Consider the following 21,886-nt stretch of genomic DNA (forward strand, 5'->3'; position numbering starts at 1 on the left):
CACAGACAAGGAGTATTTGCTTAAAGCAGTTGATTTGCATCTTGAGCACTACATCGTAAAACCTATAAATCTCACCACTTTAACTGATGCGCTTTTACGGTGCGCCAAACGCATCTCAAAGCATCAGAGTTTGCATATTAAATTACCTAAAGATTACACATACGATGCTGATCACAAAGAGCTTAGGTATTACAATAAGCTTATAAAACTTACCAAAAAAGAGGTTGGATTTTTAGAATTACTCCTAGCAAATACCCACCGAGTTGTCACCTATCAAGAGCTCCAAGACAATGTATGGCAAGATGACGTGATGACAGATAGTGCTCTGCGCTCACTTGTGCGAAATCTACGCAAAAAACTACCCTCAGATTTCATTACTAACCTCTCAGGTGTTGGATATAAAATTGCGCTTCATTAGTATATTTTGGCTCTTTTTGGGGCTGCTCTTTGCTGAACCACATTTTGTAGATAAGCCACTAGAATATATCCAAAAAAGCAGCTGTGGCGAGCCTTTACATGTAAAGCATCCAAAATCCCATATTAAAATCTATCTCCCCTCTATTCCCTACACATACGTATCGCGCCTCATAAACGGCTCTTTACTTAGAGTGAGCGACAATGAAAACGGGTGGGAATACATGATGGCTACTGAAATTTCACAAATCGACGCGTTCACCCATGATGTAACCTTGCGTCAAAATGTAAAATTCCAAGATGGTTCGTCATTTGATGCCAAAAACGTTGTAAGGAATTTTGAACAATTCATCGCTCATCCTTTCACCTACACCGATATCCACAATAGATTAAAAAGCATTGAATATATTGATCAATACAAAGTCCGTTTTCATCTTTTAAAACCCTATGGAATGTTTTTGCATGATTTGGCAAGCATTAATCTCTACAGCAATGCATATTTAGATAAATTTGGCTGGAGGGGAGACGCTACGGGTGATAGCATGGTTGAACCTGGAGTTTACGGATTGGGGCCTTATATCTTACACCAAGGTTACGCAACTGGCAGAAAACAGACAAAAGAAGTCGTCCTAAAGGCAAATCCGCACTATTATGAAGCCAATAAACCCTACATTCAAACTATCACTATTTTTACTGAGTTAAACTTTGACAGTGCAGTAGATTGGGCGCTCAATAAAGAGGGCATTTTAGACATAGCTCCTTTGCCATTCAATAAAAAGGCTGAAGCGGTTCTATCGCCCTATTCAAAACTCTTTACAAGCCCCTCCTTGCATAACTACACAATCTATTTTAATATGCTAAAACCTAATGGTGTCTTTAAAGACAAATCGATTCGTCAAGCCCTTAATCGTGCAATTAACCATGCGAATTTACTCAACTTTGTATATAAGAAAGAAGGGGAAATCTCACCTTCGGCCGCATCAATAAATTTTGTAGCCATAAAAAAGAGTGCAAAACTCCTAAGACCAGAATCAGCATTAGAACAAAAGGAAAAAAAAGAGCTTCGTTCCATACTTAATGGACTCACGCTAAATGTCTTAACCCAAGATAGGTTTATGTTTTTATGGCGGGGAATTGAGTATCAACTCCTGCCATATGGGGTGAAGCTTAATTTCACCGTCACTCAAAGCGAAAAAAATATTTATGAAAATTTACTCACAAACCGTGACAAGCCAAAGGATTGGGATATTCTCACATGGGGAAATGATGATTGGTATGGTAATCATCCTTGGACGGTATTTTTCGCGTATCGCCCAGGAAGCGAATGGTCAATGATTCAAGAGGATAAAAAAATGTCATCCCTTTTGGAAAATCTTTTTATGACCTCACTAGAAAATTTAGCATATGATAACACCATTGCCTCCATCATCTCTCATGCTCAAAATGAAGCTTATTTATTAAAAGTTCCCTCTCCGCACTTGGTGCTAGCACTGAACAAAGAGCTTCTTTATACCCCTTCAAAATCTGCCATCATGCCCCTTTGGGAAGCAAAAATTAGTAATTTGCATTGGTCGGTTAGAGAGGGCGAATATCCCAAAGCTTGCCAAGAACCATTCATGCCAAAAAGGCTTTTGCAATGAACCGTTTAGGGATTCGATTTAAACTATTCATCTTGGGTTTTTTGGGTGCTTTTATGCTCATGGGCCTAGCTTCGTTGGCTCTTTATATAAATAAAGAAGGGATTAAAAACTTAAACGATGTATTTGATGATACAAAACAAGTCCATACCCTCCAAAGCCGCTATATCGCGCCACTTTTTCGCTTAAGGGAACTTAGTCTTACCCTTGTTATGGCTCCAAATGAAAACTTCAGAAGCCATATTCAAACCTCAATTTCACCATTAATTAGCCATCTTGATAATGCCTTTTCTCAAGCCCCAAATGAGTTAAATGGATTATGGTTGGGCTATAAAAGCCTCCTTGAAACCACAAGAAGCCACATTGGACAAGGGTTTGAAGAAGGGGCATTTATCAACGCAAACACGGCTGAGAGGAAGCAATTTTTTGCCCTTATTGACACGCTCGAACAAAACCAAAATAGACAATTAGAAAAATCTTCTACAACATTTTCAAAAGCCCAGTCTTTGGCGCAAAATAGCAAAAACTTGCTCTATATTGGGGTGATTGTGCTTTTGTTGGTGAGTATTTTTGTAGCCTCATTTATCGCTAGTAATATAATAAATTCTATCGAAATCGTTCAAAAAGGTTTAAAGGATTTTTTCAATTTTCTAAGTCACAAAAGCGATGAACTTCAAAACGAAGGTATTGCCCTTGAGAGTAAAGACGAATTAGGCGCAATGGTAAAGGCAATTAATGCCCAAATTTATCAAATAAAAGCGGATTTATTGCAAGACAGAAAGCTTATCGAAGAAGCTACACAAATAGTTAGTTCTTTAAAAAAAGGCGAAAGAGATTCAAGATTAATTGAACACTCAAACTCAAAAGAGCTTAACACCCTAAAGCTTGTTATGAATGAAATGATGGATGATTTAGAACAAAAAATTCTAAACGAAATTAACCAAAGAACCGACCAAGAAAAACTCCTCATCCAACAATCCAAACTAGCAGGAATGGGCAATATGATAGGCAATATTGCTCACCAATGGAGACAGCCTCTAGCTGAAATCAATGCTATTTTAATCTCTTTGCAAGTGCGTCACATGTATGAGGATTTGGATGGAGAATTTCTAAATAGCCAAATCGAAAAATGCAATAAAATCACCGAATTTATGTCAAACACCATTAGTGATTTTCAAAACTTTTTTAAACCCTCCAAGGAAAAAGAGGAGTTTTGTGTATATGAGGCTTGCCATAAAGCAGCCATGATTTTGCACTCATCCCTAAAACATTATGCCATTGAATTTGAGTTTAATGCGGACAAAACTCAAACCATTCTAGGCTATCCAAACGAATTTTCCCAAGCATTTTTAAATATCCTCTCCAATGCAAAAGATGTTCTCGTTGAACGTCAAACCACAAATCCAAAAATCACAGTAACCATAAAAAGTGGTGAACAATACGTATTGGTCAAGGTTCAAGATAATGGCGGAGGAATTGCAACAGAGAATTTAGAACGAATTTTTGAGCCTTACTTTACAACCAAGCATGCAAAACAAGGTACAGGTATTGGTTTATACATGTGTAAAACTATTATCGAAGGAAATATGGATGGAGTAATACATGCTCAAAATATAGATGATGGAGCATGTATCACTATAAAACTCAAACTCCCCCAATAGTCATTTCTCCTCATAAATCACTCTTTTAAGTAGTCGCTCTTATGCTGTGGCGCAAACTGCTTCGTGCTCTTGATAGTAATTTTTTACCATCTCATAGGCGGTTTGAATTTTTTCAAATTTTTCGCGGTAATGGCGTTCGAGCTCTTTTGAACTATTTTGGTGGCGGTCAGGATGGTAAAGCTTTACAAGAGAAAGGTATTGTTGGCGCACTTTTGTAAAAGAGTCTTGCATGGTGCATCCAAGAGCGGAAAAGTACTCTTCCAGCAACCCTCCCAAAGAGTTAAAAAAGCGGCGCTTGCGGTCAAAGCGTACATGTAAATTTTGGGAAAATGCCGCATAAGCTTGCGCGTCATAAATAAAACTAATAAACCATGCCATGTGTTTTCGTTCATTCATGAGCTTTTCTAAACGCATGCATGTAGCATCATCATTAGGGAAAACAGTGAGCGTATGGGTGCGCATACGGTACTGTACTAAATGGTCTTTGAAATAATTTTTCAAATAGCTCACCAAAAGGCGATTGTTAGTACCAAGGTCAAAGACAATCGCTTGGCCATTATCAAACATCACTGGAATGCGCAGGTTGGGCAAAAGTTGATTTTTTTGCGCCAAAGAAAGCTTGATGACTTTTGTGCAATGGGCTTCTTGGAGGGTTTTTAGGGTGTTGGTACAAGGAAGAGGGTGGGTATTTTTGTACAGTTTGGCTACCAGTTTTAAGAAGTAGCGACGTTGGTGCAACTCTTCTTCTTTGGCAAAGATGATTACCTTGTCTTTGCGCCCTATGCGATGAGGGAAATGTTGGTCAATAATGTGCTGTAGGCGATAATAGACTTCACTCTCTTTGACGGTAATGGCGACCATTTCTGGCGTAAAGGACAGTTGCATAGGATAGCCTCCTTTGGTTGTGCCAAAGAAAGCAAAAAGAGTTCCATTCTTAACGCCAAAAGGGTTCTTGATTTAAAGAAGGCAGTCCTTGGAGGATTTGATAGGGCGTGTACTCACCTTTGTAGCGCAAGCTTTGGCACTCTTTGACGTAATAGCCCAAGTACACCCAACGTAAGTGGTGGCGTTGGCATAAAAGGATTTGCTGGTACAAAGAATAACGTCCTAAAGAGAGATGGGCAAAATCAGGGTCGTAGAAAAAATAGATAGAAGAGAGACCATCCTCTAGGATGTCTACCAAATCCACCCCAACAAGTTTCTGGTCTACAAAATAGAGAATTTCGTGCCCAAAAGTACCATGTCCTGCCACATAAAGCTCATAATAACTTTGGGCAGAGAGGTGGTAGTGCTTCCACCCGCGTTTTTCTTTCATGAGCGCATGGTAGCGGTTGTACAAATCAAGGTGTTGGGCCGTCACTGAGGGTGGACGAATGTAGATGCGCGTGGAGGCATTTTTGCGAAAGACGCGCTTTGCATTTTTGCTAAATTCAAACTTTTGGGCATCAATGCGCAAGCTCAAACACGCCTCGCACCCTGCGCATTGAGGTCTGGAGTAGTACTCGCCAAAGCGCCGCCAACCGCGCTGGGTAAGGGCGGAGGAGAGGGCAGCATTAGCCCCTTTGATGAACTTGTATTGCATCCTTGTGTTTTGATTTGGCAAGTAGGCACAGGTTGTCTCAAGGGTAGAAAAATCAACCGTACTTGTAAGGTTCACAAAAAACCCTAGCGTTTTTTGACGTCAGTGTTTTGCATGTACTCTAAAAACTCATCTTTTAAGCGTGTTTCACGCTCCTTTTTGTCTTCGACTTTTTTGAGGGCTTTTTCTTCTTGGGCGAGTTTTGTTTTTAATTCTTTGAGTTCATCAAGGAGTAGTGGTGGCATTGTTTTTCCTTACATGTAACGGTTTTTTAGGTGTGGGGCTTGAGTTCGCTGGCCACGTTGGCGGCTTCTTTGAGCCGTTCGTTGTCAAAATGGGTGTAAATGCGCGACGTGTTGAGGCTCGCGTGCCCAAGGGCTTCTTGCACCAAAACGATGTCTTTGCGTTTGCGGTAGAGCAGGGTGGCGAAGGTGTGGCGGAGCATGTGTGCCCCGTTTTTGGCCTTGCGGATGCCTGCTTGAAAGAGCACTTGTTCGACGATGCGACTGACGTACGCTTGCGTCATCATAGCACCTTTTCGATTACAAAAAAGTAAACCTTCTTTGCAGGGCGTGGACTTAATCACTTCGGCCAAATGGTGGCGAATGAGGTGCTGTTTGATCATCACCACGCGGTATTTGTTGCCTTTGCCACGGATGCGTAAGACGAAGCAATCGTGCTCTTGGGTAATCTCCCGCACCTTTACATGTAAGGCTTCTGAGACGCGGATGCCTGTGTAAGCGATGAGCTTTAAAATGAGGCGGTTGCGTTCACCGTTGGTCTTAAACGCGGCGGTGTCGATGGCGTTTAAAAAGCGTTCTACTTCCTCTTCATTCATAAACTCAGGCAGTTTTTCCCCGCGCGACCCGCTCACGCCTCTCCAGTTTTTGAGCCCAATATCAAAGACGTGCGAAGTGCCCTCATCCTCATTTTGGCGGTCAAGGTAGCCAAAAAAGCCTAGCATGGCGATGCGGTAATTTTTCTTAGTGGCATCACTCAAGCCTCCTGTGGCACTAGCCAAAAAGTCCGCGATGAGTTCTTCGTCGATTTGTTTGAGGGAGTAGAGGCGGTGGTAGCCCAAAAGCTCTACCATTTTCTTTAAAGGGTTGAAATAGGTGTTGATACCAGTGAGTCCTGCGTTGCGCGCTTTTTTGACCAACGTGTCCAGTTCGTCTAAGCTAGAAGCGCCTTTGGTGAGGGCAAAGGTAACCTGAGAGAGGGCCTTGGGGTCTTTGAGCTCTTTGTTAGAGAGGGAGTTGAGTTTGTATTTGACAAAACGGCTTAGCCAGAAGAGTAGGGATTTTTCAACGTTTTCTTCACAGTCGAGGGGAAACTTCATGGAACCTCCTGTTTTTACTTTTAAATACGCTTTTAGAGCAAAGCTCCAAAAGCTACGCTAACGCTAAGTTCTGCTCAGCGCAGGGCTCGCGCATCCTTGATGCTTAGAATTCTTTCAAAACGTATTTTGTAAAAAAAGAAGTATAGCATAGCTTTGAAAACTGGAAAATTAACTAAAAAGTGCAAAAGCCTAAGTTTAGGGGTTTGAAAAAGGTAAAATACGCATAATAATCGTATTTTGTATTGAAAACTGTAATTTTCAAACTATTTTTAATTCTCTCTTTTCTTCCCTTTCACAGTACCACGCCACTTGCGATGGGATGGCTTTTAGCGTACGTTTTACCTTTTGGAAAGTTGGAATTTATCCATACGATTTTGTGCATGCGGATGCAAAAGAAAATGTGTTAAAAACTTTGTATGAAGCTAAGGGAGAAAAAGCTTTACATGTAAGGCCCTGTTGGGCTAAAAAGCTTTACATGTAAAGAAAAAAGGAGGAATGTTATTTTGCGGTGTAAAAGGGGGAGTTGTTAGGTTTTTTTAGGGTAATCAAAGAAAAGCACATGGGCGCACCCCTCCCCTGCTTCGCTAAAAGTCTCGGGCTTAAATTCAAGTCCTACGATACCGCAGGTGGGGATGTTGCCAAAAATCGCATCGGCAAGAAGCTCGCAAGCTAGTGTGATCTCGGGATTATGTCCGATGATGGCCACATGTTTCACTTCTAGCGGGAGTGCTCGAATGAGTTCGAGATAGGTTTCAAAACTGCTTTCATAAAGTTTGGGTTCAAAAACAACGGTTTTTTCTTTGATGTCTAGTTCTTGCATGATGATTTGCGCTGTTTTTTTAGTGCGAAGGGCGGGTGAGCAAAGAATGAGGTCGGGTTTGACTTTGTGGTGTTTGAGGCGCTTTGCCATGACGGGTGCGTCGGTTTTGCCACGCTTATTGAGTGGTCTATCAAAATCGCTTAATAAAGGGTCTTTCCAGCTAGATTTTGCATGCCGAATGAAGTAAAGTGTTTTCATTTGGGTATGATACCACACCCTACCCTTATGTGTTGCTTTTGGCTCCAAATGTCGTTACAATTTTTATTCAAATACAAAGCGTGTTTTTTAAAGTATTGAATCTTTAAAGGGAGGGTGTCGCATGGACTTTTTACCCTGGAAAGAGAGTGTGGCGTACAACATTGGCGCGGAACTTGAAGTGCGATTGCACGAAGAGGGCGACATGCACCTCATAAGCGCCGCAACACTCGTGCTAGACGCCCTACCCTTGGACGTTTTGCCCTGTGTGCACCCTGAGTATTTGGCTTCACTGTTGGCGCTTAAGACGCCTTTGTGCGCTTCGGCGCTACATGTAAGGGAAGCTTTGGAGGATTTGGCCCAAAAAACGGTAAAATGCGCCGCATCTCTTGGGGCTGTCGTGGCCACCTCGGGCGTGCACGCCCTGCCCTGTGATGATACACGCCAAATAGGTGCTTTGCGCGATGATGCTTTGGCTTGCGAATATGGGATTTTGTTGCGTAAATTCACCATTTGTGGTTTGCATCTTCAGGTTTCTTTGCCCAGTTCTGATGACGCCCTTCGCGCGTACAATGTTGCCCTAGAGCACCTTCCTGTATTTATCGCCCTTGGGGCGAATTCTGCCTTTTTTGATGGAGAAGAAACGGGGCTTTTGGGGTATCGGAGCAAATTGTTTGAGCAGCTGCCCCTGGCAGGCATGCCCGATTATTTTGAAGAATACTATGAAATGGGCGAACTTTACCGCGCCCTTTTTGCTTCTCAGAGCATTGGGTGTTTAGAAGATGTCAAGTGGGAAGTACGCCTCAATCCTCTTCTTGGCGCCCTTGAAATGCGCGCGTGTGATGCGAGCAACGATTTTATGCGGATTGAGCTTTTGGGCGTCTTGTTTCAGGCATTGTGTGTGTATGCCCAGCATCAAGGCGCCCAGTGGTTTTTTCGGCAGATATTGGAACAAAACCGTTGGAATGCCATTCGGTACGGGCTAGAGGGGGCATTTCAGACAAAAAATGATGTCCAAACCTTGCGCGTTTACGCAAGAACATGGATTAAAGAGATGGAGCGGCTAGGGATTTTTGCCAAGCTTGGCACCCAAGCCTACGTGCCAAAGTTGCTGTTGCTACTAGAGCACCCTACGCCTGCCCATTTACAAAAAGAGTGCTTTGAAAAACACCGCTGTTTGAGTGAAGTGGAGCGGTTGGGATTATTTTAAGGAGTGATGGCTTTTAATGTGGAATGAATCAGTAAAACCTTATGTGTTTTTGGTGTTGTGTGTGTTGTTTTGGTCGGGAAATTTTATCTTGGGGCGGTTTATTCACGAGGACATAGAGCCTGTGCAGTTGGCCATGTACCGCTGGCTGGGGGTTCTCATCCTCCTCTTACCTTATCTAATGCGACAACGCAGGGCGGTTTGGGGAGCGCTCAAGGGGCATTTTTGGATGCTGTTGCTTTTGAGTTTTTTGGGGGTGACTTCCTTTAATACCGTGCTTTACGTGGGCCTTCAAGACACCACAGCGACCAATGCGCTACTCATCAATTCCGCGACGCCCATTACCATTGTCTTGCTCTCAGTTCTTATTTTGAAAAGCAAAGTACGGCCTCTTCAGGTGGCGGGCATTTTGTTTTCTATGGTGGGTGTGGTGCACTTGGCGTTGCATGGAGAGTGGGAGCGCCTTGCTACGCTCTCTTTTGGCAAAGGTGACATTTGGGTCATCGTGGCTTCGTCTATGTGGGCGTTGTATTCGGTGCTTTTGCGCTTTCGTCCGGCGGGGTTTAGCGGGTATTTTGCTACATCGGTGTTGCTAGGAAGTCTCATGCTTTATGGGGTGTTTTGGCAGATGGGGTATGGGCTTTTGGATGTGTTTAGTTTCAGCCTTAATGCCAAGCTTGTCATTGCCTACACGGTGGTGTTTCCCTCGTTTTTGTCGTATCACTTTTGGCATTATGGCATCGCGAACATTGGGCCTGAAAAGAGTGGGCAATTTGTCCACCTCATGCCCGTGTTTGGGTCGATTTTGGCCTTTTTCTTTTTAGGAGAACGCTTTTACATGTACCATCTTGGAGGTGTGGCACTCATCGGGGTGGGGATTTACCTCTCGCTCTTTTTGGGAAAGGCTAAAGCATGAGTGCTTCTTTCCCCTGCCCTTGCGGTAGCAAAATCCCTTACGCGCAGTGTTGCGAGCCTTTTCATGTGCAGGGCAAGGCGCCAACGGCCGAGATGCTCATGCGTTCACGCTATAGCGCTTTCGCGTTAAACCTCGTGGACTACCTCGTGGACACAACACACCCTGATGGGCGCACCAAAAGCCTCAAAGAAGAGATACGCCTTACATGTAAACGTTTAGTGTGGACGGGACTAGAGGTGTTAAGCGTCTGGCAAGGGGGCGAGCGCGACAAAGTAGGCAAGGTTGTGTTTCGTGCCAGTTACGTGCAGGAGGGCAAAGAGGGCATCCACGAAGAGCATTCGCGCTTTAAACGTTATAAAGGGGCGTGGATGTACGTGGATGGAGAGGTAAAATGAAAATTTACATGCGATTGACTCTTGGCTGTGTGATGCTTGCCCTTGGAGTGGTGGGATTTTTTGTGCCCAATCAGCTCCTCACAGGTGGCACAGCGGGTGTTGCCTTGCTCTTGCACTACGCAAGCGGGATGAGCGTGGGCACGTGGATGGTGCTCATTAATGTGCCGTTGTTGCTGTTGGGATTTCGGTACTTTGGGCGCGGGTATGTAGTGCGTAGCATTGTGGTGATTGGCCTAGTCTCTGTTCTTATCGATGTGTTGGCCAAGGTCGTGCACATGCCCCCTTTTGTGGTGGATACGCCCCTTGGCGCGTTGTTTGGCGGTGTGTTTATTGGGGTGGGGCTTGGACTGATTATTAAGAGTAAAACGTCTGCAGGTGGGACGACCATCATCGCGCAGATTGTGGCGAGCAAAACAGAGCTTAAGGCAGGACAAGTACTACTCATTTTGGACGCAGTGGTGTTGTGCGCGTCGTTATTTGTATTCGAAGACCGTGCCAAAGTGTTGTGGAGTGTGGTGAGTATTTATGTGACCTCGCGCATTGTAGACACCTTGCTCACGGGGCGACTGGATAAAAAAGTAGTCCATTTGGTGACAGACAAGGTCGAGGAGTTTACCAAAACCATCCGCGAAGAGCTCGGCCAACACGGCACCATCATCCAAGGCGATGGGCTGTATGGCGAGCACAAAAAAATCATTCTCATCGTCGTCGAGGTGGGTAAATTGCAATTTTTGCGCGAATTGGTACGCAAGCACGACCCTGGGGCGTTTATGATTATCACCGAAGCAACAGAGATGTTGGGGCGCGGGGATTAGCCTATTTCAACTCTGTTTCTTCCATTTTTTTTAGCCTTATAAAGCGCATCATCGGCTCTTTTTATGAGGTCTTTAATGTCTTCGTTTTTGTTGTAAACAGACACCCCAAAACTTGCAGTTTTTGGTTCACCCGATGAAAAGGAGTAAGAGGCTATTTGCTCTTTCATGCTATCGGCTAGGGCGGTTGCGCCTTTTAAGTCGGTTTGAGCGCATATGACCATAAACTCTTCTCCACCCCATCTGCCAACAATGTCTGTTTTTCTTGAGTTTGATTTCAAAATCTCTGCAAACTCTTTTAGAACAATGTCTCCCATCTGGTGTCCGTGCGCATCATTGACACTTTTAAAATGATCTATATCTACCATGATTACAGCAAATGTATGCAGAAACCTTTTTGACCGATTTGCTTCTTCTTTGAGTACTTCATCTAGTTTGTTTCTATTGTAGAGTTGTGTTAGGTTGTCGGTTATGGATAGCTCTTCAAGTTTTTTGTTTAGTGCTTTTATGGACCTATTTTTGTAAAGCACAACGCTAAGAATAGCTAAAAAGAATAAACTGATATAGATGAGCTTTCTGTAATCAAAAGCTTGCTCTATTGTGATAGAAACCCACTTTCCAACGATGCTTCTTATCTCTTCCTCTCCAATCTCTTTTAATGCTTTTTGCATGATGGAGTTTAAAAGTGGTTCATCTTTTCTTGAGGCGATGCCAAATTCTGCGTCAAATTCCAGCTTGCCTGCAACTTTTAAATCAAACAACCCCTCTTTTTGAATTGTGTAAGCGATTGAGGGAAGGATGTCAACATAGCCAAACAACTTTCCATCACGCACCTGCAGTAACCCCTCTTTAGCACTTTTAACTTGGACTATCTCTATGTCTGGATGTTTTTGTTTTAATAACTCAATAAATACATACCCTTCTACTATTCCAATTTTAAGGTTTTTAAGCCTGCTGCTATTTTCTATAAAAAATTTGTCGTCTTTTGTGGCAACAACCAATGCTTCGATGAGGTAAGGAGTCGTGAAGTTCATGTAGTGTTGGCGATTTTGCGTCTTCATGGCAGCAGGAAGGATGTCGCATTTTCCGTCTTTAATATTTTCGAGTGATTTTGACCAACTTTGCGTGGGCACCAAGACAATAGGTTTTTGGATTTTTTTTGAAACTATCTGGATGATATCTTCGGCAATGCCTTTGTGTTTTCCATTTTCGTCAATCTGCTCCAAAGGTGGAATGTTTGGAATAGAACACATCCTAATCTCTTTTTTTGTTTCTAAATATTCCCTTTCTTCTGTGTTAAGGGCTATGTTTTTATCCCTCTCTTCTTTTTGGAAACCAACGCCAAAGTATTTATTGACTAATTTTGTTTTTTCGTTGGCAGTAATTGCACCCATTGCTTTTTCAACAATAGAATAAAGTATCACATTCTCTTTTGATACCCCTAGTTTTAAGTCCTCTTTTTTTACAATTTCATCAGCAAGTTCGTCTAAGACCTCGATGTTCGTATCGCCCCCTTGAAGAATGTACTTTTGGCCGCTTGTGAGGTTGTTAAAAGCCGCATCTATCTTGCCCAAAGCCAATGCTTTTATCTTTTCTCTTGAGCTTTCAAAAACAACCAGCTCAAATAAACCCAACTCTTTTATAGTGTCAAAATAGTAAATGTTCTTGGTGATACCAACCTTTTTGCCACGCAAGGATTCTAGGCCCCCGTACTCCTCAAAACTGTTTTTTCTTGCAAAAATTGCATTTGGTATGTGAAAATAAGCATTAGAAAAATTTGCAAACTCTTCCCTCTCTCTGGTGTAGGATATAGCATCGATGATGTCGATTTTTTTATTTTCAAACTTATGAAGAGTTGGTGACCAATTGTCAACCTCTACATCAAACTTCATGCCTACTTTTGATGCCAAAAGTTTAAAATATTCAAACGAAAAACCGTTGATTTTTCCATTTTCTTCATAGCTGAAGGGGTAGTAGTCGCGAATCATGCCTATTTTAACAATTGTGTTCTCAAGGTATTTTTTTTCCTCTTCGGAGAGTAGCGCCAAAGAACTATTTATCTGCTCGCCAAGCATCTCATCAATTAACTTGACACTTAGCCATTTGCCTGAGAGTGCTGTCCATCTTTCTTCACCTATGTTGTCGAGGGCTTTTTGCATGATGGAGTACAGCAGTGGTTTGTCTGGATTAATGCCAAAGCGCAAATCTTCCTTTTTGATGCCAGGTAACTCCAATTCATCTACTAATACTAAATTAGTGTAGAGGTTTTTCTTTATGAGGTAGTTGATGTTTGGAAGGTTTTGAATCAAAGCATCAATTTTTCCAAAAACCAAGGCTTCTGTTAGTTCGTCATAGGTTTCGTAGATATGGAGCTTATTGTTTGTGTATTTTTCTAACTCTATGGTGTAGAAGACATCTTTTAAAATACCAACTTTTTTACCCTCTAGACTTTGCATGCCCTTGTAGGTGCCAAAATCGTCTCTTACAAAAATCATAATCGGGATGTTGTAGTAAGGGGTGGTAAATGTGGTAAATGCTTCCCTTTCTTTTTTGTAGGAAATACTTGTAATGATGTCAACACTTTTTTCTTGGAACGCTTTTAGGTTTTTATTCCACACACCAAAGTGCTTGTCGAATCTCAATCCAGTCTCTTGTGAAATAATTTGCAATAAATCATTTTCAAAGCCAACAATTCTGTCCTCTTTGATAAAAGAAAAAGGAGAAAAATCTGGCATCAAGGCGATTTTGACTTTTGGGTTGTTGGCGATAAACTCTTTTTCCTGAACCGATAGCTCAAGAGCTTGGGCCATCACTGGGAACAATAAAACAAATACAATAAAACGGATGAAATTTTTCAAGTAAAAACCCTTAAGGTGCGACAGTGTTTGGGCACAAAAATGCTGTATTTGTTAAAAAGCCCATTATAATACAATTTGCTTAAGGGGTGTAAAACTTTTGGCAGTGTGAGGCTTACATGTAAAGAGACTTACGCTTTTTTGGTCTGAGAAAAAGAGGATAATCACCAACTGTGAACACGATTTTTTCCTGATTTTTTGGCCTGATATAAAGCTTTATCGGCATGTTCTAGAATGGTTTCAAAACTCTCTGTGGGATTTTTTGGGTTACTGATGCCAAAGCTAGCAGTGATTGTCCCTACGGTGCTAAAGGATGCAGATTCTACCTTTTGGCGTACTTTTTCGGCTATTTTTTCCACCTCCACAATCTCTTTTGTGTTGGCCAAAATCACAAATTCTTCGCCACCCCACCTTGCAAAAACATCTTTGTCGCGTATGAGTGTTTTGACTATCTGGGCTAACTCTTTCAAGACCATATCGCCAACCCCATGCCCGTGGGTGTCGTTGACGTGTTTGAAGTTGTCAATATCAATCATAATCACAGAATAGTTTGCATGAAAAAGGTTCTTATTTTTGAGCCTTTCGAGCAACGCCCTTCGGTTGAAAGTTTGGGTGAGTGGGTCTATCTCTGCTTTGGAGCGAAGTTGGATGTTTGAGTTTTGTAAATCTATCTGTTTTTGGCGCATGATTTCCAAAAGGTAGTTAAAAAACTTTGCCACTAGACCTATTTCTGTGCCTCGTTCTTCGTGAATCTTGTGTTTAATGTCACCCGTTTTCATAATCTTAATGATGCTTTCAATTGTATCGACCCAAGGAAGTTTTGCATTGTGCTCGCTCACGTTCAAACCAATAACTTCGTGGCGTTTTTGAACGCGCAAAAAATTATATTTTGCAAGGATACCAAAAAGCATAAGGCCTAACGCAAAAGCAAAACCAAACGCACTCGCAATTCCGATGAGTTGGACAGTCACAAACTCCAAGCGGCTCATGTCTTTGGGCAATGTTGCGAAAATCCCAACAGCCAATGTGCCCCATGCCCCTGCAAAACCATGCACACCAACAACACTTAAAGGGTCGTCAACTTTGAATTTTTTTAGCAAAATAAGGTCAAAAAAATGCATCACAAACACCGATACAAAGCCCACAAAAGCAGACGTTTTTGCATCAAATTGGTCACATCCTGCGGTCACGCCAACAAGCCCCGCGATAACGCCAAAAGCAAAAATCTCAACGCTTACTTTTTCTTTGTAGATAAGAGAGATAAACCATCCGCCAAACCCACCAAAGGCAGCGCCCAGCGTGGTGTTTAAAAGGATGGAAGTAACACGCGGGTCAAAACGCAAAAGACTGCCCGCATTAAACCCAAACCAAGCAAAAAAGAGAACAAAGACCCCAAAAACGATGAAGTTATGATTGCTAGGGGCGAAGTATTTGATTTGTGCGTGTTTGAATTTTCCAAGGCGCGGGCCAAGCACAATCGCGCCAGCCAAGCCAATCCAAGCCCCAACAGAATGCACAACCGTTGAGCCTGCAAAATCCCTAAACCCAAGCTCTTTAAGCCAACCGTTTTCAGACCAAGCCCAGTGCCCAAAAAGCGGATAGATAAACGCAGTTACGACAATAGTCACAATGATATAGGCATTAAATTTGATGCGTTCTGCAACCGCCCCCGAGATAATCGTGGCGGCAGTTGTTGCAAACATAGCTTGAAAAAAGAACAATCCGTTTTCATTAAGATTGCTCCCATCAATCATAAAGCGGTCCGTTCCGATAAGGCCAGAAAAATCAGAACCAAACATAAGCCCATAGCCAATAAGCCAGAAAAACATCAGTCCAAAAACGGTGTCGATAAGGTTTTTCATAGCCACATTGATGGTGTTTTTCACCCGCACCATGCCTGTTTCTATCAAAGCAAAGCCAAGCTGCATTTGAAAAACTAAGAAGGCGCTAATGACAACCCAAAGTAGATTTGTACTTTCCATTGTTTCCATGTCAGCTATTTTAGTAGCATCTGAAAAAAAATAGAACAGTGAATTGTATAAAATTTATACAAGCTTACTTAACCACCCCTTTTTCATACCATTTGCGTAACCACGCATCGAGTGGGTACATAAATTTGTAAATGGCAGGAACTACAAGGAGCGTTAAAACAGTGGAGCTTAAAAGTCCTCCAATAATCGCCAACGCCATGGGCGCATTGCTCTCATGCCCTGCCCCGCCTCCAAAAGCAAGAGGAATCATCGCCCCAATCATCGCAAAAGTTGTCATAAGGATGGGGCGTAGGCGCTTTTCTCCCGCCTCAAAGAGCGCATCATCGATGCCCTTGCCTTCTTTGATGGCGCGGTTGGCAAAATCCACAACTAAAATAGCGTTTTTGCCCACCATGCCCAAAAGCAAGATAATACCAATCATGACAAATAAGCTAAAAGAGTTTCCACTCAAATACAGGGCAAGGACAACGCCCGTAAAAGAAAGCGGCATGGAAATCATGATAATAAAAGGCTGAACCACAGACTCATACAACGCGGCTAGAATCAGGTAAATCAAAATAATCGCCAAAAGTACCGCCGCCCCAAAGGCTTTGTTGGTGTCTTCAAGGTTTTCCACGTCGCCTGTGTAGCGGTACGCATACCCTTCTGGTAAAAGCTCGGGCATCGCTTCGTTAACCACGGTAACGATTTTATCTAAAGAGGTGTTGAAGGTGTTGGCGGTGACGAGGACTTTACGCTCCCTGTCAAAGCGGTTAATGGAAGCGGTTCCTGTGCCCTCTTCTAGGTTAAGCAAGCCCTCTAACATTACAAAATCACCCGCAGCATTGCGCACTTGGAGCTTTTTTAAATCCTCTAGCGATGCGCGGTAATCGTCACCATAACGTACGGTGATGTCAAATTGACGGCCATTGTCTTCAAGGTAAGAAACGGCGCTATCGCTGGAGTACGCAGAAGCCAAAACCGAGGCGATTTCTTGCACGCTCACCCCTGCTCTTTGGGCGTTTTCACGCAAAATGGAGACTTTGATTTCGGGTTTTCCGCTCTCGTAGTCTCTATCAACATCCACAATCCCCTCGGTTTTGTGTAGCACTTCCATGAGCTTCAAAGAGATTTCATCAAGCGTATCAAGGCTATCGCCCGTGATGACCACTTGCACCGGTGCTGTAGCGCCACCTGTGTCAAAATCATCTACTTTTTCGACCAATAATGTCATTTCTTCATAGACTTTGAGTTTTTCACGGTAAAACTGAATAATCTGCTCTTGGGTGCGTCCTTTTCTTTCTGCCACAGGCTTGAGTTTGGCGTAAATTTTGCCCTTATGAATCTCTTGGGCAGCGTTATAGCCAATGGAAACAATCGAATAAATGATGTCCTCGTCTTCTTTTAATAGCGCATCGATGGGCGTTATTTTGCCCTTCATGGCCTCTAGGCTGATGCCTGCAGGCGCTTTGATGGTGATTTGAAACTCGCTGTTGTCTTCCATGGGTAAAAAGTTCATACCCACACTTAGCGTGGTTGAGGCAATTAAAATACCCACAGTTGCGACAATCGTTAGCACTTTAAAACGCAAAATAACCCGCAAAAGCGCCACGTAGCTGTTGTCAATGGCTTTAAAAATAGGTTCTGTGGCGTAGTAAAACTTACTCTCTTTGGCACTTAAAACCCGCGCCCCCATGCTTGGGATGAGCATAACCGCCACAAGATAAGAGATGACAATGCCCGCGGCTACGGTCATAGCAAAGGAGTTAAAAAACATCCCTACGATGCCGTCCATAAACGCCACCGGAACAAAAACAGCTAAAAGAACGGCGGAAATGGCGAGGATGGAAAAAGCCACTTCTTTAATACCCTCAAAAGAGGCTTGAAAGGGCTCCATCCCCTCTTCCATTTTTTTCATAATGTTTTCAATAACCACGATGGCATCGTCAATAAAAATCCCAATAGCAAGGGTGAGGCCAATGAGCGTTAAGCGGTTGAGGTCGTAACCTAGCGCGTCAATGATGGCAAACGTTCCAATGACCGAAGTGGGAATGGCAAGGGCCGAAACAAGGGTAGCGGTGACATTTCTAAGAAACACAAACACGATGACGATGGCCAAAAAGGCCCCAAAAATAAGGTCAAAGCGGACATTGTTGATGTTGACCATGATTTTTTCAGACTGGTCTTGCAAGACTTTAATCTCAAACTGCTCGCCCGCTAAGTGTTGGAGTTTAGGAAGGGCTTGTTTGACTCCCTCGATAATCGTCAAAGAGTTTTCGCCCGCAATTTTCTTGACCTCTAGCGTCACACCCCGCTGGCCATTGAAAGAGGAGTAGCTTTTGGCGTCACTTAAGCCGTCCTCGATGGTTGCGACATCTTTGAGTTTTACGCCAGGCTTTACCAAGATTTCACCCACTGCTTCAATGCTTTTAGCATCCCCTTCTGCTTTGATGATGATTTCTTGGGTTTGGCTAACCATCTTTCCAACGCCTTGTTTGATGTTTTGCTTGGCGATGATAGCGCTAATTTCCGAGGAACTTAGGTTGTATTTTGCTAACAAGAATGGGTCTAAAAAGATGCGAATTTCGCGGTCTTGGTAGCCAACAACGGTGACTTCTCCAACCCCTTTGATACGCTGAAGTTGGGCTTTGAGTTTTTCATCGGCAAGACGCATGAGTGCCTTGCTATCATCGCCTCTATCGGCGATAAAAAGACTGACAACTGCCCCCGAGGCCCCAAGTTTTTTGACTACAGGCTTTTCGACTTCATTGGGAAGGTCGAGCGCTCCGATTTTATCGCGCACGTCATTGGTTGCTTCGTTGAGGTCTTTGGAGAGTTCAAACTGAATGGTGACGACGCTAAAGCCCTCATAGCTCGTGGACATGAGCTTGTCGATGCCATCCACGCCCGAAACGGCTTCTTCGATTTTATCGGTGACTTTGGTTTCTACGGTGGAAGGGTCTGCGCCGTTGTAGGTGGTTTGCACGGTAACGACGGGAAAGTCAACGTTGGGGAAAAGGTTGATGGGCATGGAGTTGTACGACATCAATCCAAAAACAATAAAGGTCAAAACGCCCATGAACGTGGTGATGGGTCTGTTGATTGCGAGTTTGTACATGGGTTATTCCACGATGATGGTGCCATAGCCAAAAAGGCCTGGAAGAAGGTTTTGGGCTTTGACTTCAGCTTGCATTTTGCGGGTGCTTGAAAGAACTGCGGGGTAAATTTTGCTAATGACGCCCTCGTAGGTTTCCTCACTCCCATCAACGCGATAGACAAATCTTTGTCCTACGTGAACGTTTTGCCAGTATTTTTGATCAAATTCAAGGATTAGCTTGATGGCATCGGTGCTCTCTACGGTTAAAAGTTTGGTCTGAGAGCCCAGTACAATACTGCCAAGTTCGGTCATTTTTTTGGTGACTACCAGATCATAGGGGGCGCGAAGTTCTGTTTTTTTGTAGACAATTTCTTTGTTTTGGGCGGTGAGAGCTTTGATCTCTTTGTCGTGAAGGTAGTTATCCATTTTTTCTTTTTCGATGACATCGGCGATTTGGGCATAGCGGTCGTATGATTTTTGGGCGTGTTCGGCATTTTTCTTGGCGATTTCATAGGCGTTTTTTTCCTCGGCATTGTGCAAGGAAAGAAGTAAATCGCCTTTTTTCGCCTTGTCGCCAACGTCTACATGTAAACGCGCTACAATTCCAGAAAGAGAGAGCCCTAGCTCTGAACTTCGTTCGCTTACCACATCAAAGGTAGCGTACACTTCCTCTGCAACAAGGGCTTGAAGCATCAACAGCATGGCTAGAAAAACTTTTTTCATTGAATCGTTCCTTTGGTTTCTTTGTCCGCTTCATAAAACGGGGCAACTTTTTGGTGTTTTGGTTGGGTGCATTGGCTTAGGAGGAAGGTGATGTGCTCGATGAGGATGCTTTGCGCTTCGTAAAAGCCCATATTGGAAGCTTTTGCGCGCACTAATAGTCCTTTGATTAGCAATGTGATACTCGTGGTAAGCAGCTCAATGTTTTCGACAACAAATTCGCCTTTTGCTTCACCCTCGCGGAGGCTTTGGATAATGAAGTCGAAGTCTTTTTGAAAAAAGCTTTCAAAATACGCTGTGTAAAGCCCTGTTTTGTCGATGAGCATGGCGCTAATGAAGTGCTGGTAGAGGCTAAGAATCTGCTCTTTGTCCTCCTCTTCTGCACATTCCCCGAAGTTGAAAAAATCTAAAATCTTCTCTTTGGCGGACATGGCGTCTGTGATGCGCTTAGTGTAGGCCTCGTGATGGCGGGCAACAATCATGTCCCAGATAGCAAAAATAATCTCTTCTTTGTTTTTAAAGTAAAGGTAAATTGTCCCTTTGGCTACTCCTGCACTTTTGGCGATGGCGTCCATGCTGGTTTGTTGGATACCTTTGTCGCAAAAAAGTGCGATGGATGCGCGGGCGATGTCATTGCGCTTTTCTTCCTTGTCGATGATGCGTGCCATGATTCTCCTTTAATGACTGACGGTCATTCATTTGTGGAATCATACTTCTTTGCATTATTTTTGTCAAGAAAAAATCCCTACATGTAAAAGATTTAGAAGGAAGGATGAAGTTTTGGTTTTTGGGATCAGATGGGCTAATTATGGGGCAAGGTTTTTTAGGAGCGCCTTTTCTTCTTCAGGCAAAAGAAAACGCCATTTACCAAGCTCAAGCTCAAGCGTCAAACTTCCAATGCTCACGCGCTCAAGAGCGATGACTTTTAGAGGTGTTCCAAATTTGGCATCACTAAGCGCGCCAAAAAGCCGACGGATGTGGCGGTTTTTGCCCTCGTCGATGATGACTCGGAGTTTCGTTTTTGCGCCACCTGTGCCTATTTTTTCGACTCCAAGGGCTTTGAGTAAGCCTTGTGGGGTCTCTACGCCTTGTAAAGCTTGCGCTATGTGTGCGTCGCTCACGTGGCCTCTGACCCAGATTTCATACACCTTCACGCAACTTCCTGGCTTGGTTAGGGCGTTGTTGATTTTACCCTCAGTGGTAAAGAGCAAAAGCCCCCTAGACTCCAAATCAAGGCGGCCGATGGGCATCCACCCTTGTTCATACGCCCAAGAAGGCAAAAGGTTATAGACCGTTTTTCGCCCAAGGTCATCCGAGCGTGTGACCAGATAGCCTTTGGGTTTGTTGAGCGCGAGCAGTTTTGCGGAAGTGTGAACGGCTTGGGGTGCCTCTAGGGTAGGCTCAGCATCACGGCTCACGAGGTTTTCTTGTATTTTCAGGTGTGTATTTTTTCATTTTTAAAGTCTTTAATGGCACTTTCTCTAATCTCTAATTTATAACTCAAAACAGCTACCGCTTGGTTTCATCGGTTAGATATTGCTCAAAAGAGACACTCTCGTCATCTCTTGTTGCTTTTAGTAATTTTAAATCTTCAATATCCTCTTTTGAAATTATTTCCAATCCGTCGTTTTTAAAATGATCCAGCATCCATAAAACTTTTTTAGCCAAGGTTTCATTTTGAATATTGATTGTTAGTGTCTGCATGATGAATTCCTCTGATAGTATTGGGGATATTTTAACAAAATTTAAGTGAACATTTGCCAAATACTCGATGTGTTTTTTGGTTAAAAAGTAGCCTGTCACCTTTTTTATTTTTCTAATTTGTAAATCAAAACAAGCTACCGTTTGGTTTCATCGGTTAAATATTGCTCAAAAGAGATGCTCTCATCATCTCTTGTTGCTTTTAGTAATTTTAAATCTTCCATATCCTCTTTCGAGACTATTTCTAATCCATCATTTTTAAAATGCTCTAGCATCCATAAAACTTTTTTAGCCAAGGTTTCATTTTGAATATTGATTGTTACTGTCTGCATGATGAATTCCTCTGACAGTATTGGGGATATTTTAACAAAATTTAAGTGAACATTTGCCAAATACTCGATGTGTTTTTTGGTTAAAAAATAGCCTGTCATCTTTTTACTATATTTGCTAGTTTTTCTTCCTCAAGTATATTGTCTAAAAACTTTTCCAATGTTGCTCTATTGTCAATCGTTATGAAAAAAGAAAAGCCCGTACAATCTCTTATGTGTTTGCCATCTACTAGGAATTC

20 protein-coding genes are annotated in these 21,886 nt (G+C 42.9%); 7 read left to right on the top strand and 13 right to left on the bottom strand.

Going from position 1 to position 21,886, the window contains the following annotated elements:
- The 3 genes from JWV37_RS10830 to JWV37_RS10840 form a co-directional block, all read left to right on the top strand.
- Positions 1 to 418: winged helix-turn-helix domain-containing protein (locus tag JWV37_RS10830; RefSeq protein ID WP_205459823.1), on the top strand; the 418-nt coding region annotated here is incomplete at its 5' end.
- A 223-nt stretch (positions 419 to 641) separates the two neighbouring features.
- Positions 642 to 2,054, top strand: coding sequence for an ABC transporter substrate-binding protein (locus tag JWV37_RS10835; protein WP_275898384.1), 1,413 nt, complete (start codon positions 642 to 644; stop codon positions 2,052 to 2,054).
- Positions 2,051 to 3,712, top strand: a complete 1,662-nt coding sequence (locus JWV37_RS10840) for a sensor histidine kinase (protein ID WP_205459825.1) — start codon at positions 2,051 to 2,053, stop codon at positions 3,710 to 3,712. Before JWV37_RS10835 ends, JWV37_RS10840 begins: the two co-directional genes overlap by 4 nt.
- 39 nt (positions 3,713 to 3,751) lie before the next feature.
- On the opposite strand, the gene JWV37_RS10845 is transcribed toward JWV37_RS10840, so the two are convergent.
- The 5 genes from JWV37_RS10845 to JWV37_RS10865 all read right to left on the bottom strand — a co-directional run bounded on the left by JWV37_RS10845 (position 3,752) and on the right by JWV37_RS10865 (position 7,648).
- Positions 3,752 to 4,597, bottom strand: a complete 846-nt coding sequence (locus JWV37_RS10845; protein ID WP_205459826.1) for a J domain-containing protein — start codon at positions 4,595 to 4,597, stop codon at positions 3,752 to 3,754.
- Between the two features lie 49 nt (positions 4,598 to 4,646).
- The gene (locus tag JWV37_RS10850) at positions 4,647 to 5,369 is read right to left on the bottom strand and encodes an arginyltransferase (RefSeq protein WP_205459827.1); all 723 of its coding nucleotides are present in this window, start codon (positions 5,367 to 5,369) and stop codon (positions 4,647 to 4,649) included.
- A gap of 8 nt (positions 5,370 to 5,377) precedes the next feature.
- Complete coding sequence (locus JWV37_RS10855; protein ID WP_205459829.1) at positions 5,378 to 5,536, bottom strand: hypothetical protein; 159 nt, start codon at positions 5,534 to 5,536, stop codon at positions 5,378 to 5,380.
- A gap of 26 nt (positions 5,537 to 5,562) precedes the next feature.
- Positions 5,563 to 6,630, bottom strand: a complete 1,068-nt coding sequence (locus tag JWV37_RS10860) for a tyrosine-type recombinase/integrase (protein WP_205459830.1) — start codon at positions 6,628 to 6,630, stop codon at positions 5,563 to 5,565.
- A gap of 526 nt (positions 6,631 to 7,156) precedes the next feature.
- Complete coding sequence (locus JWV37_RS10865; protein ID WP_205459831.1) at positions 7,157 to 7,648, bottom strand: SixA phosphatase family protein; 492 nt, start codon at positions 7,646 to 7,648, stop codon at positions 7,157 to 7,159.
- 121 nt (positions 7,649 to 7,769) lie between these two features.
- Here JWV37_RS10865 and JWV37_RS10870 point away from each other — a divergent pair, with 121 nt between their 5' ends.
- From JWV37_RS10870 to JWV37_RS10885, 4 genes are read left to right on the top strand one after another with little or no spacing between them, the layout of a single operon-like run.
- Positions 7,770 to 8,855 carry a carboxylate-amine ligase gene (locus JWV37_RS10870; protein WP_205459832.1) on the top strand — a complete coding sequence of 362 codons (1,086 nt, stop codon included), beginning with the start codon at positions 7,770 to 7,772 and terminating at the stop codon, positions 8,853 to 8,855.
- A 16-nt stretch (positions 8,856 to 8,871) separates the two neighbouring features.
- Positions 8,872 to 9,768: a DMT family transporter gene (locus tag JWV37_RS10875; protein WP_205459833.1), complete on the top strand. Its 897-nt coding sequence runs from the start codon at positions 8,872 to 8,874 to the stop codon at positions 9,766 to 9,768.
- A complete protein-coding gene (locus JWV37_RS10880) occupies positions 9,765 to 10,163 on the top strand; it encodes a YchJ family protein (protein WP_205459834.1) in 399 nt (132 codons plus the stop codon). Before JWV37_RS10875 ends, JWV37_RS10880 begins: the two co-directional genes overlap by 4 nt.
- A complete protein-coding gene (locus JWV37_RS10885; protein WP_205459835.1) occupies positions 10,160 to 10,978 on the top strand; it encodes a YitT family protein in 819 nt (272 codons plus the stop codon). Before JWV37_RS10880 ends, JWV37_RS10885 begins: the two co-directional genes overlap by 4 nt.
- On the opposite strand, the gene JWV37_RS10890 is transcribed toward JWV37_RS10885, so the two are convergent.
- The 8 genes from JWV37_RS10890 to JWV37_RS10925 form a co-directional block, all read right to left on the bottom strand.
- Entirely contained in the window at positions 10,975 to 13,833 is a 2,859-nt protein-coding gene (locus JWV37_RS10890; RefSeq protein WP_205459836.1) for a transporter substrate-binding domain-containing diguanylate cyclase, read from the bottom strand. The two genes, JWV37_RS10885 and JWV37_RS10890, sit on opposite strands and share 4 nt — an antisense overlap.
- 161 nt (positions 13,834 to 13,994) lie before the next feature.
- Complete coding sequence (gene amt, locus JWV37_RS10895) at positions 13,995 to 15,821, bottom strand: ammonium transporter (RefSeq protein WP_240332180.1); 1,827 nt, start codon at positions 15,819 to 15,821, stop codon at positions 13,995 to 13,997.
- A 64-nt stretch (positions 15,822 to 15,885) separates the two neighbouring features.
- Positions 15,886 to 18,918: an efflux RND transporter permease subunit gene (locus JWV37_RS10900; RefSeq protein ID WP_205459837.1), complete on the bottom strand. Its 3,033-nt coding sequence runs from the start codon at positions 18,916 to 18,918 to the stop codon at positions 15,886 to 15,888.
- A gap of 3 nt (positions 18,919 to 18,921) precedes the next feature.
- Positions 18,922 to 19,620 carry an efflux RND transporter periplasmic adaptor subunit gene (locus JWV37_RS10905; protein ID WP_205459839.1) on the bottom strand — a complete coding sequence of 233 codons (699 nt, stop codon included), beginning with the start codon at positions 19,618 to 19,620 and terminating at the stop codon, positions 18,922 to 18,924.
- Positions 19,617 to 20,285, bottom strand: coding sequence for a TetR/AcrR family transcriptional regulator (locus JWV37_RS10910; RefSeq protein ID WP_205459840.1), 669 nt, complete (start codon positions 20,283 to 20,285; stop codon positions 19,617 to 19,619). Before JWV37_RS10910 ends, JWV37_RS10905 begins: the two co-directional genes overlap by 4 nt.
- Positions 20,286 to 20,423: 138 nt before the next feature.
- A complete protein-coding gene (locus JWV37_RS10915; RefSeq protein WP_205459842.1) occupies positions 20,424 to 21,035 on the bottom strand; it encodes a pseudouridine synthase in 612 nt (203 codons plus the stop codon).
- A gap of 91 nt (positions 21,036 to 21,126) precedes the next feature.
- Complete coding sequence (locus JWV37_RS10920; RefSeq protein ID WP_205459843.1) at positions 21,127 to 21,321, bottom strand: hypothetical protein; 195 nt, start codon at positions 21,319 to 21,321, stop codon at positions 21,127 to 21,129.
- Positions 21,322 to 21,455: 134 nt separating this feature from the next.
- The gene (locus JWV37_RS10925; protein WP_205459845.1) at positions 21,456 to 21,650 is read right to left on the bottom strand and encodes a hypothetical protein; all 195 of its coding nucleotides are present in this window, start codon (positions 21,648 to 21,650) and stop codon (positions 21,456 to 21,458) included.
- Positions 21,651 to 21,886: the final 236 nt, after the last annotated feature.

Source organism: Sulfurospirillum tamanense (genome assembly GCF_016937535.1).
GTDB lineage: Bacteria > Campylobacterota > Campylobacteria > Campylobacterales > Campylobacteraceae > Sulfurospirillum_B > Sulfurospirillum_B tamanense.

Coding starts and splice junctions, on each gene's coding strand:
- JWV37_RS10835 (WP_275898384.1), top strand. CDS start 642: ATGGCTACTGAAATTTCACAAATCGACGCGTTCACCCATGATGTAACC.
- JWV37_RS10840 (WP_205459825.1), top strand. CDS start 2,051: ATGAACCGTTTAGGGATTCGATTTAAACTATTCATCTTGGGTTTTTTG.
- JWV37_RS10845 (WP_205459826.1), bottom strand. CDS start 4,597: ATGCAACTGTCCTTTACGCCAGAAATGGTCGCCATTACCGTCAAAGAG.
- JWV37_RS10855 (WP_205459829.1), bottom strand. CDS start 5,536: ATGCCACCACTACTCCTTGATGAACTCAAAGAATTAAAAACAAAACTC.
- JWV37_RS10860 (WP_205459830.1), bottom strand. CDS start 6,630: ATGAAGTTTCCCCTCGACTGTGAAGAAAACGTTGAAAAATCCCTACTC.
- JWV37_RS10865 (WP_205459831.1), bottom strand. CDS start 7,648: ATGAAAACACTTTACTTCATTCGGCATGCAAAATCTAGCTGGAAAGAC.
- JWV37_RS10870 (WP_205459832.1), top strand. CDS start 7,770: ATGGACTTTTTACCCTGGAAAGAGAGTGTGGCGTACAACATTGGCGCG.
- JWV37_RS10875 (WP_205459833.1), top strand. CDS start 8,872: ATGTGGAATGAATCAGTAAAACCTTATGTGTTTTTGGTGTTGTGTGTG.
- JWV37_RS10880 (WP_205459834.1), top strand. CDS start 9,765: ATGAGTGCTTCTTTCCCCTGCCCTTGCGGTAGCAAAATCCCTTACGCG.
- JWV37_RS10885 (WP_205459835.1), top strand. CDS start 10,160: ATGAAAATTTACATGCGATTGACTCTTGGCTGTGTGATGCTTGCCCTT.
- amt (WP_240332180.1), bottom strand. CDS start 15,821: ATGGAAACAATGGAAAGTACAAATCTACTTTGGGTTGTCATTAGCGCC.
- JWV37_RS10900 (WP_205459837.1), bottom strand. CDS start 18,918: ATGTACAAACTCGCAATCAACAGACCCATCACCACGTTCATGGGCGTT.
- JWV37_RS10905 (WP_205459839.1), bottom strand. CDS start 19,620: ATGAAAAAAGTTTTTCTAGCCATGCTGTTGATGCTTCAAGCCCTTGTT.
- JWV37_RS10910 (WP_205459840.1), bottom strand. CDS start 20,285: ATGGCACGCATCATCGACAAGGAAGAAAAGCGCAATGACATCGCCCGC.
- JWV37_RS10920 (WP_205459843.1), bottom strand. CDS start 21,321: ATGCAGACACTAACAATCAATATTCAAAATGAAACCTTGGCTAAAAAA.
- JWV37_RS10925 (WP_205459845.1), bottom strand. CDS start 21,650: ATGCAGACAGTAACAATCAATATTCAAAATGAAACCTTGGCTAAAAAA.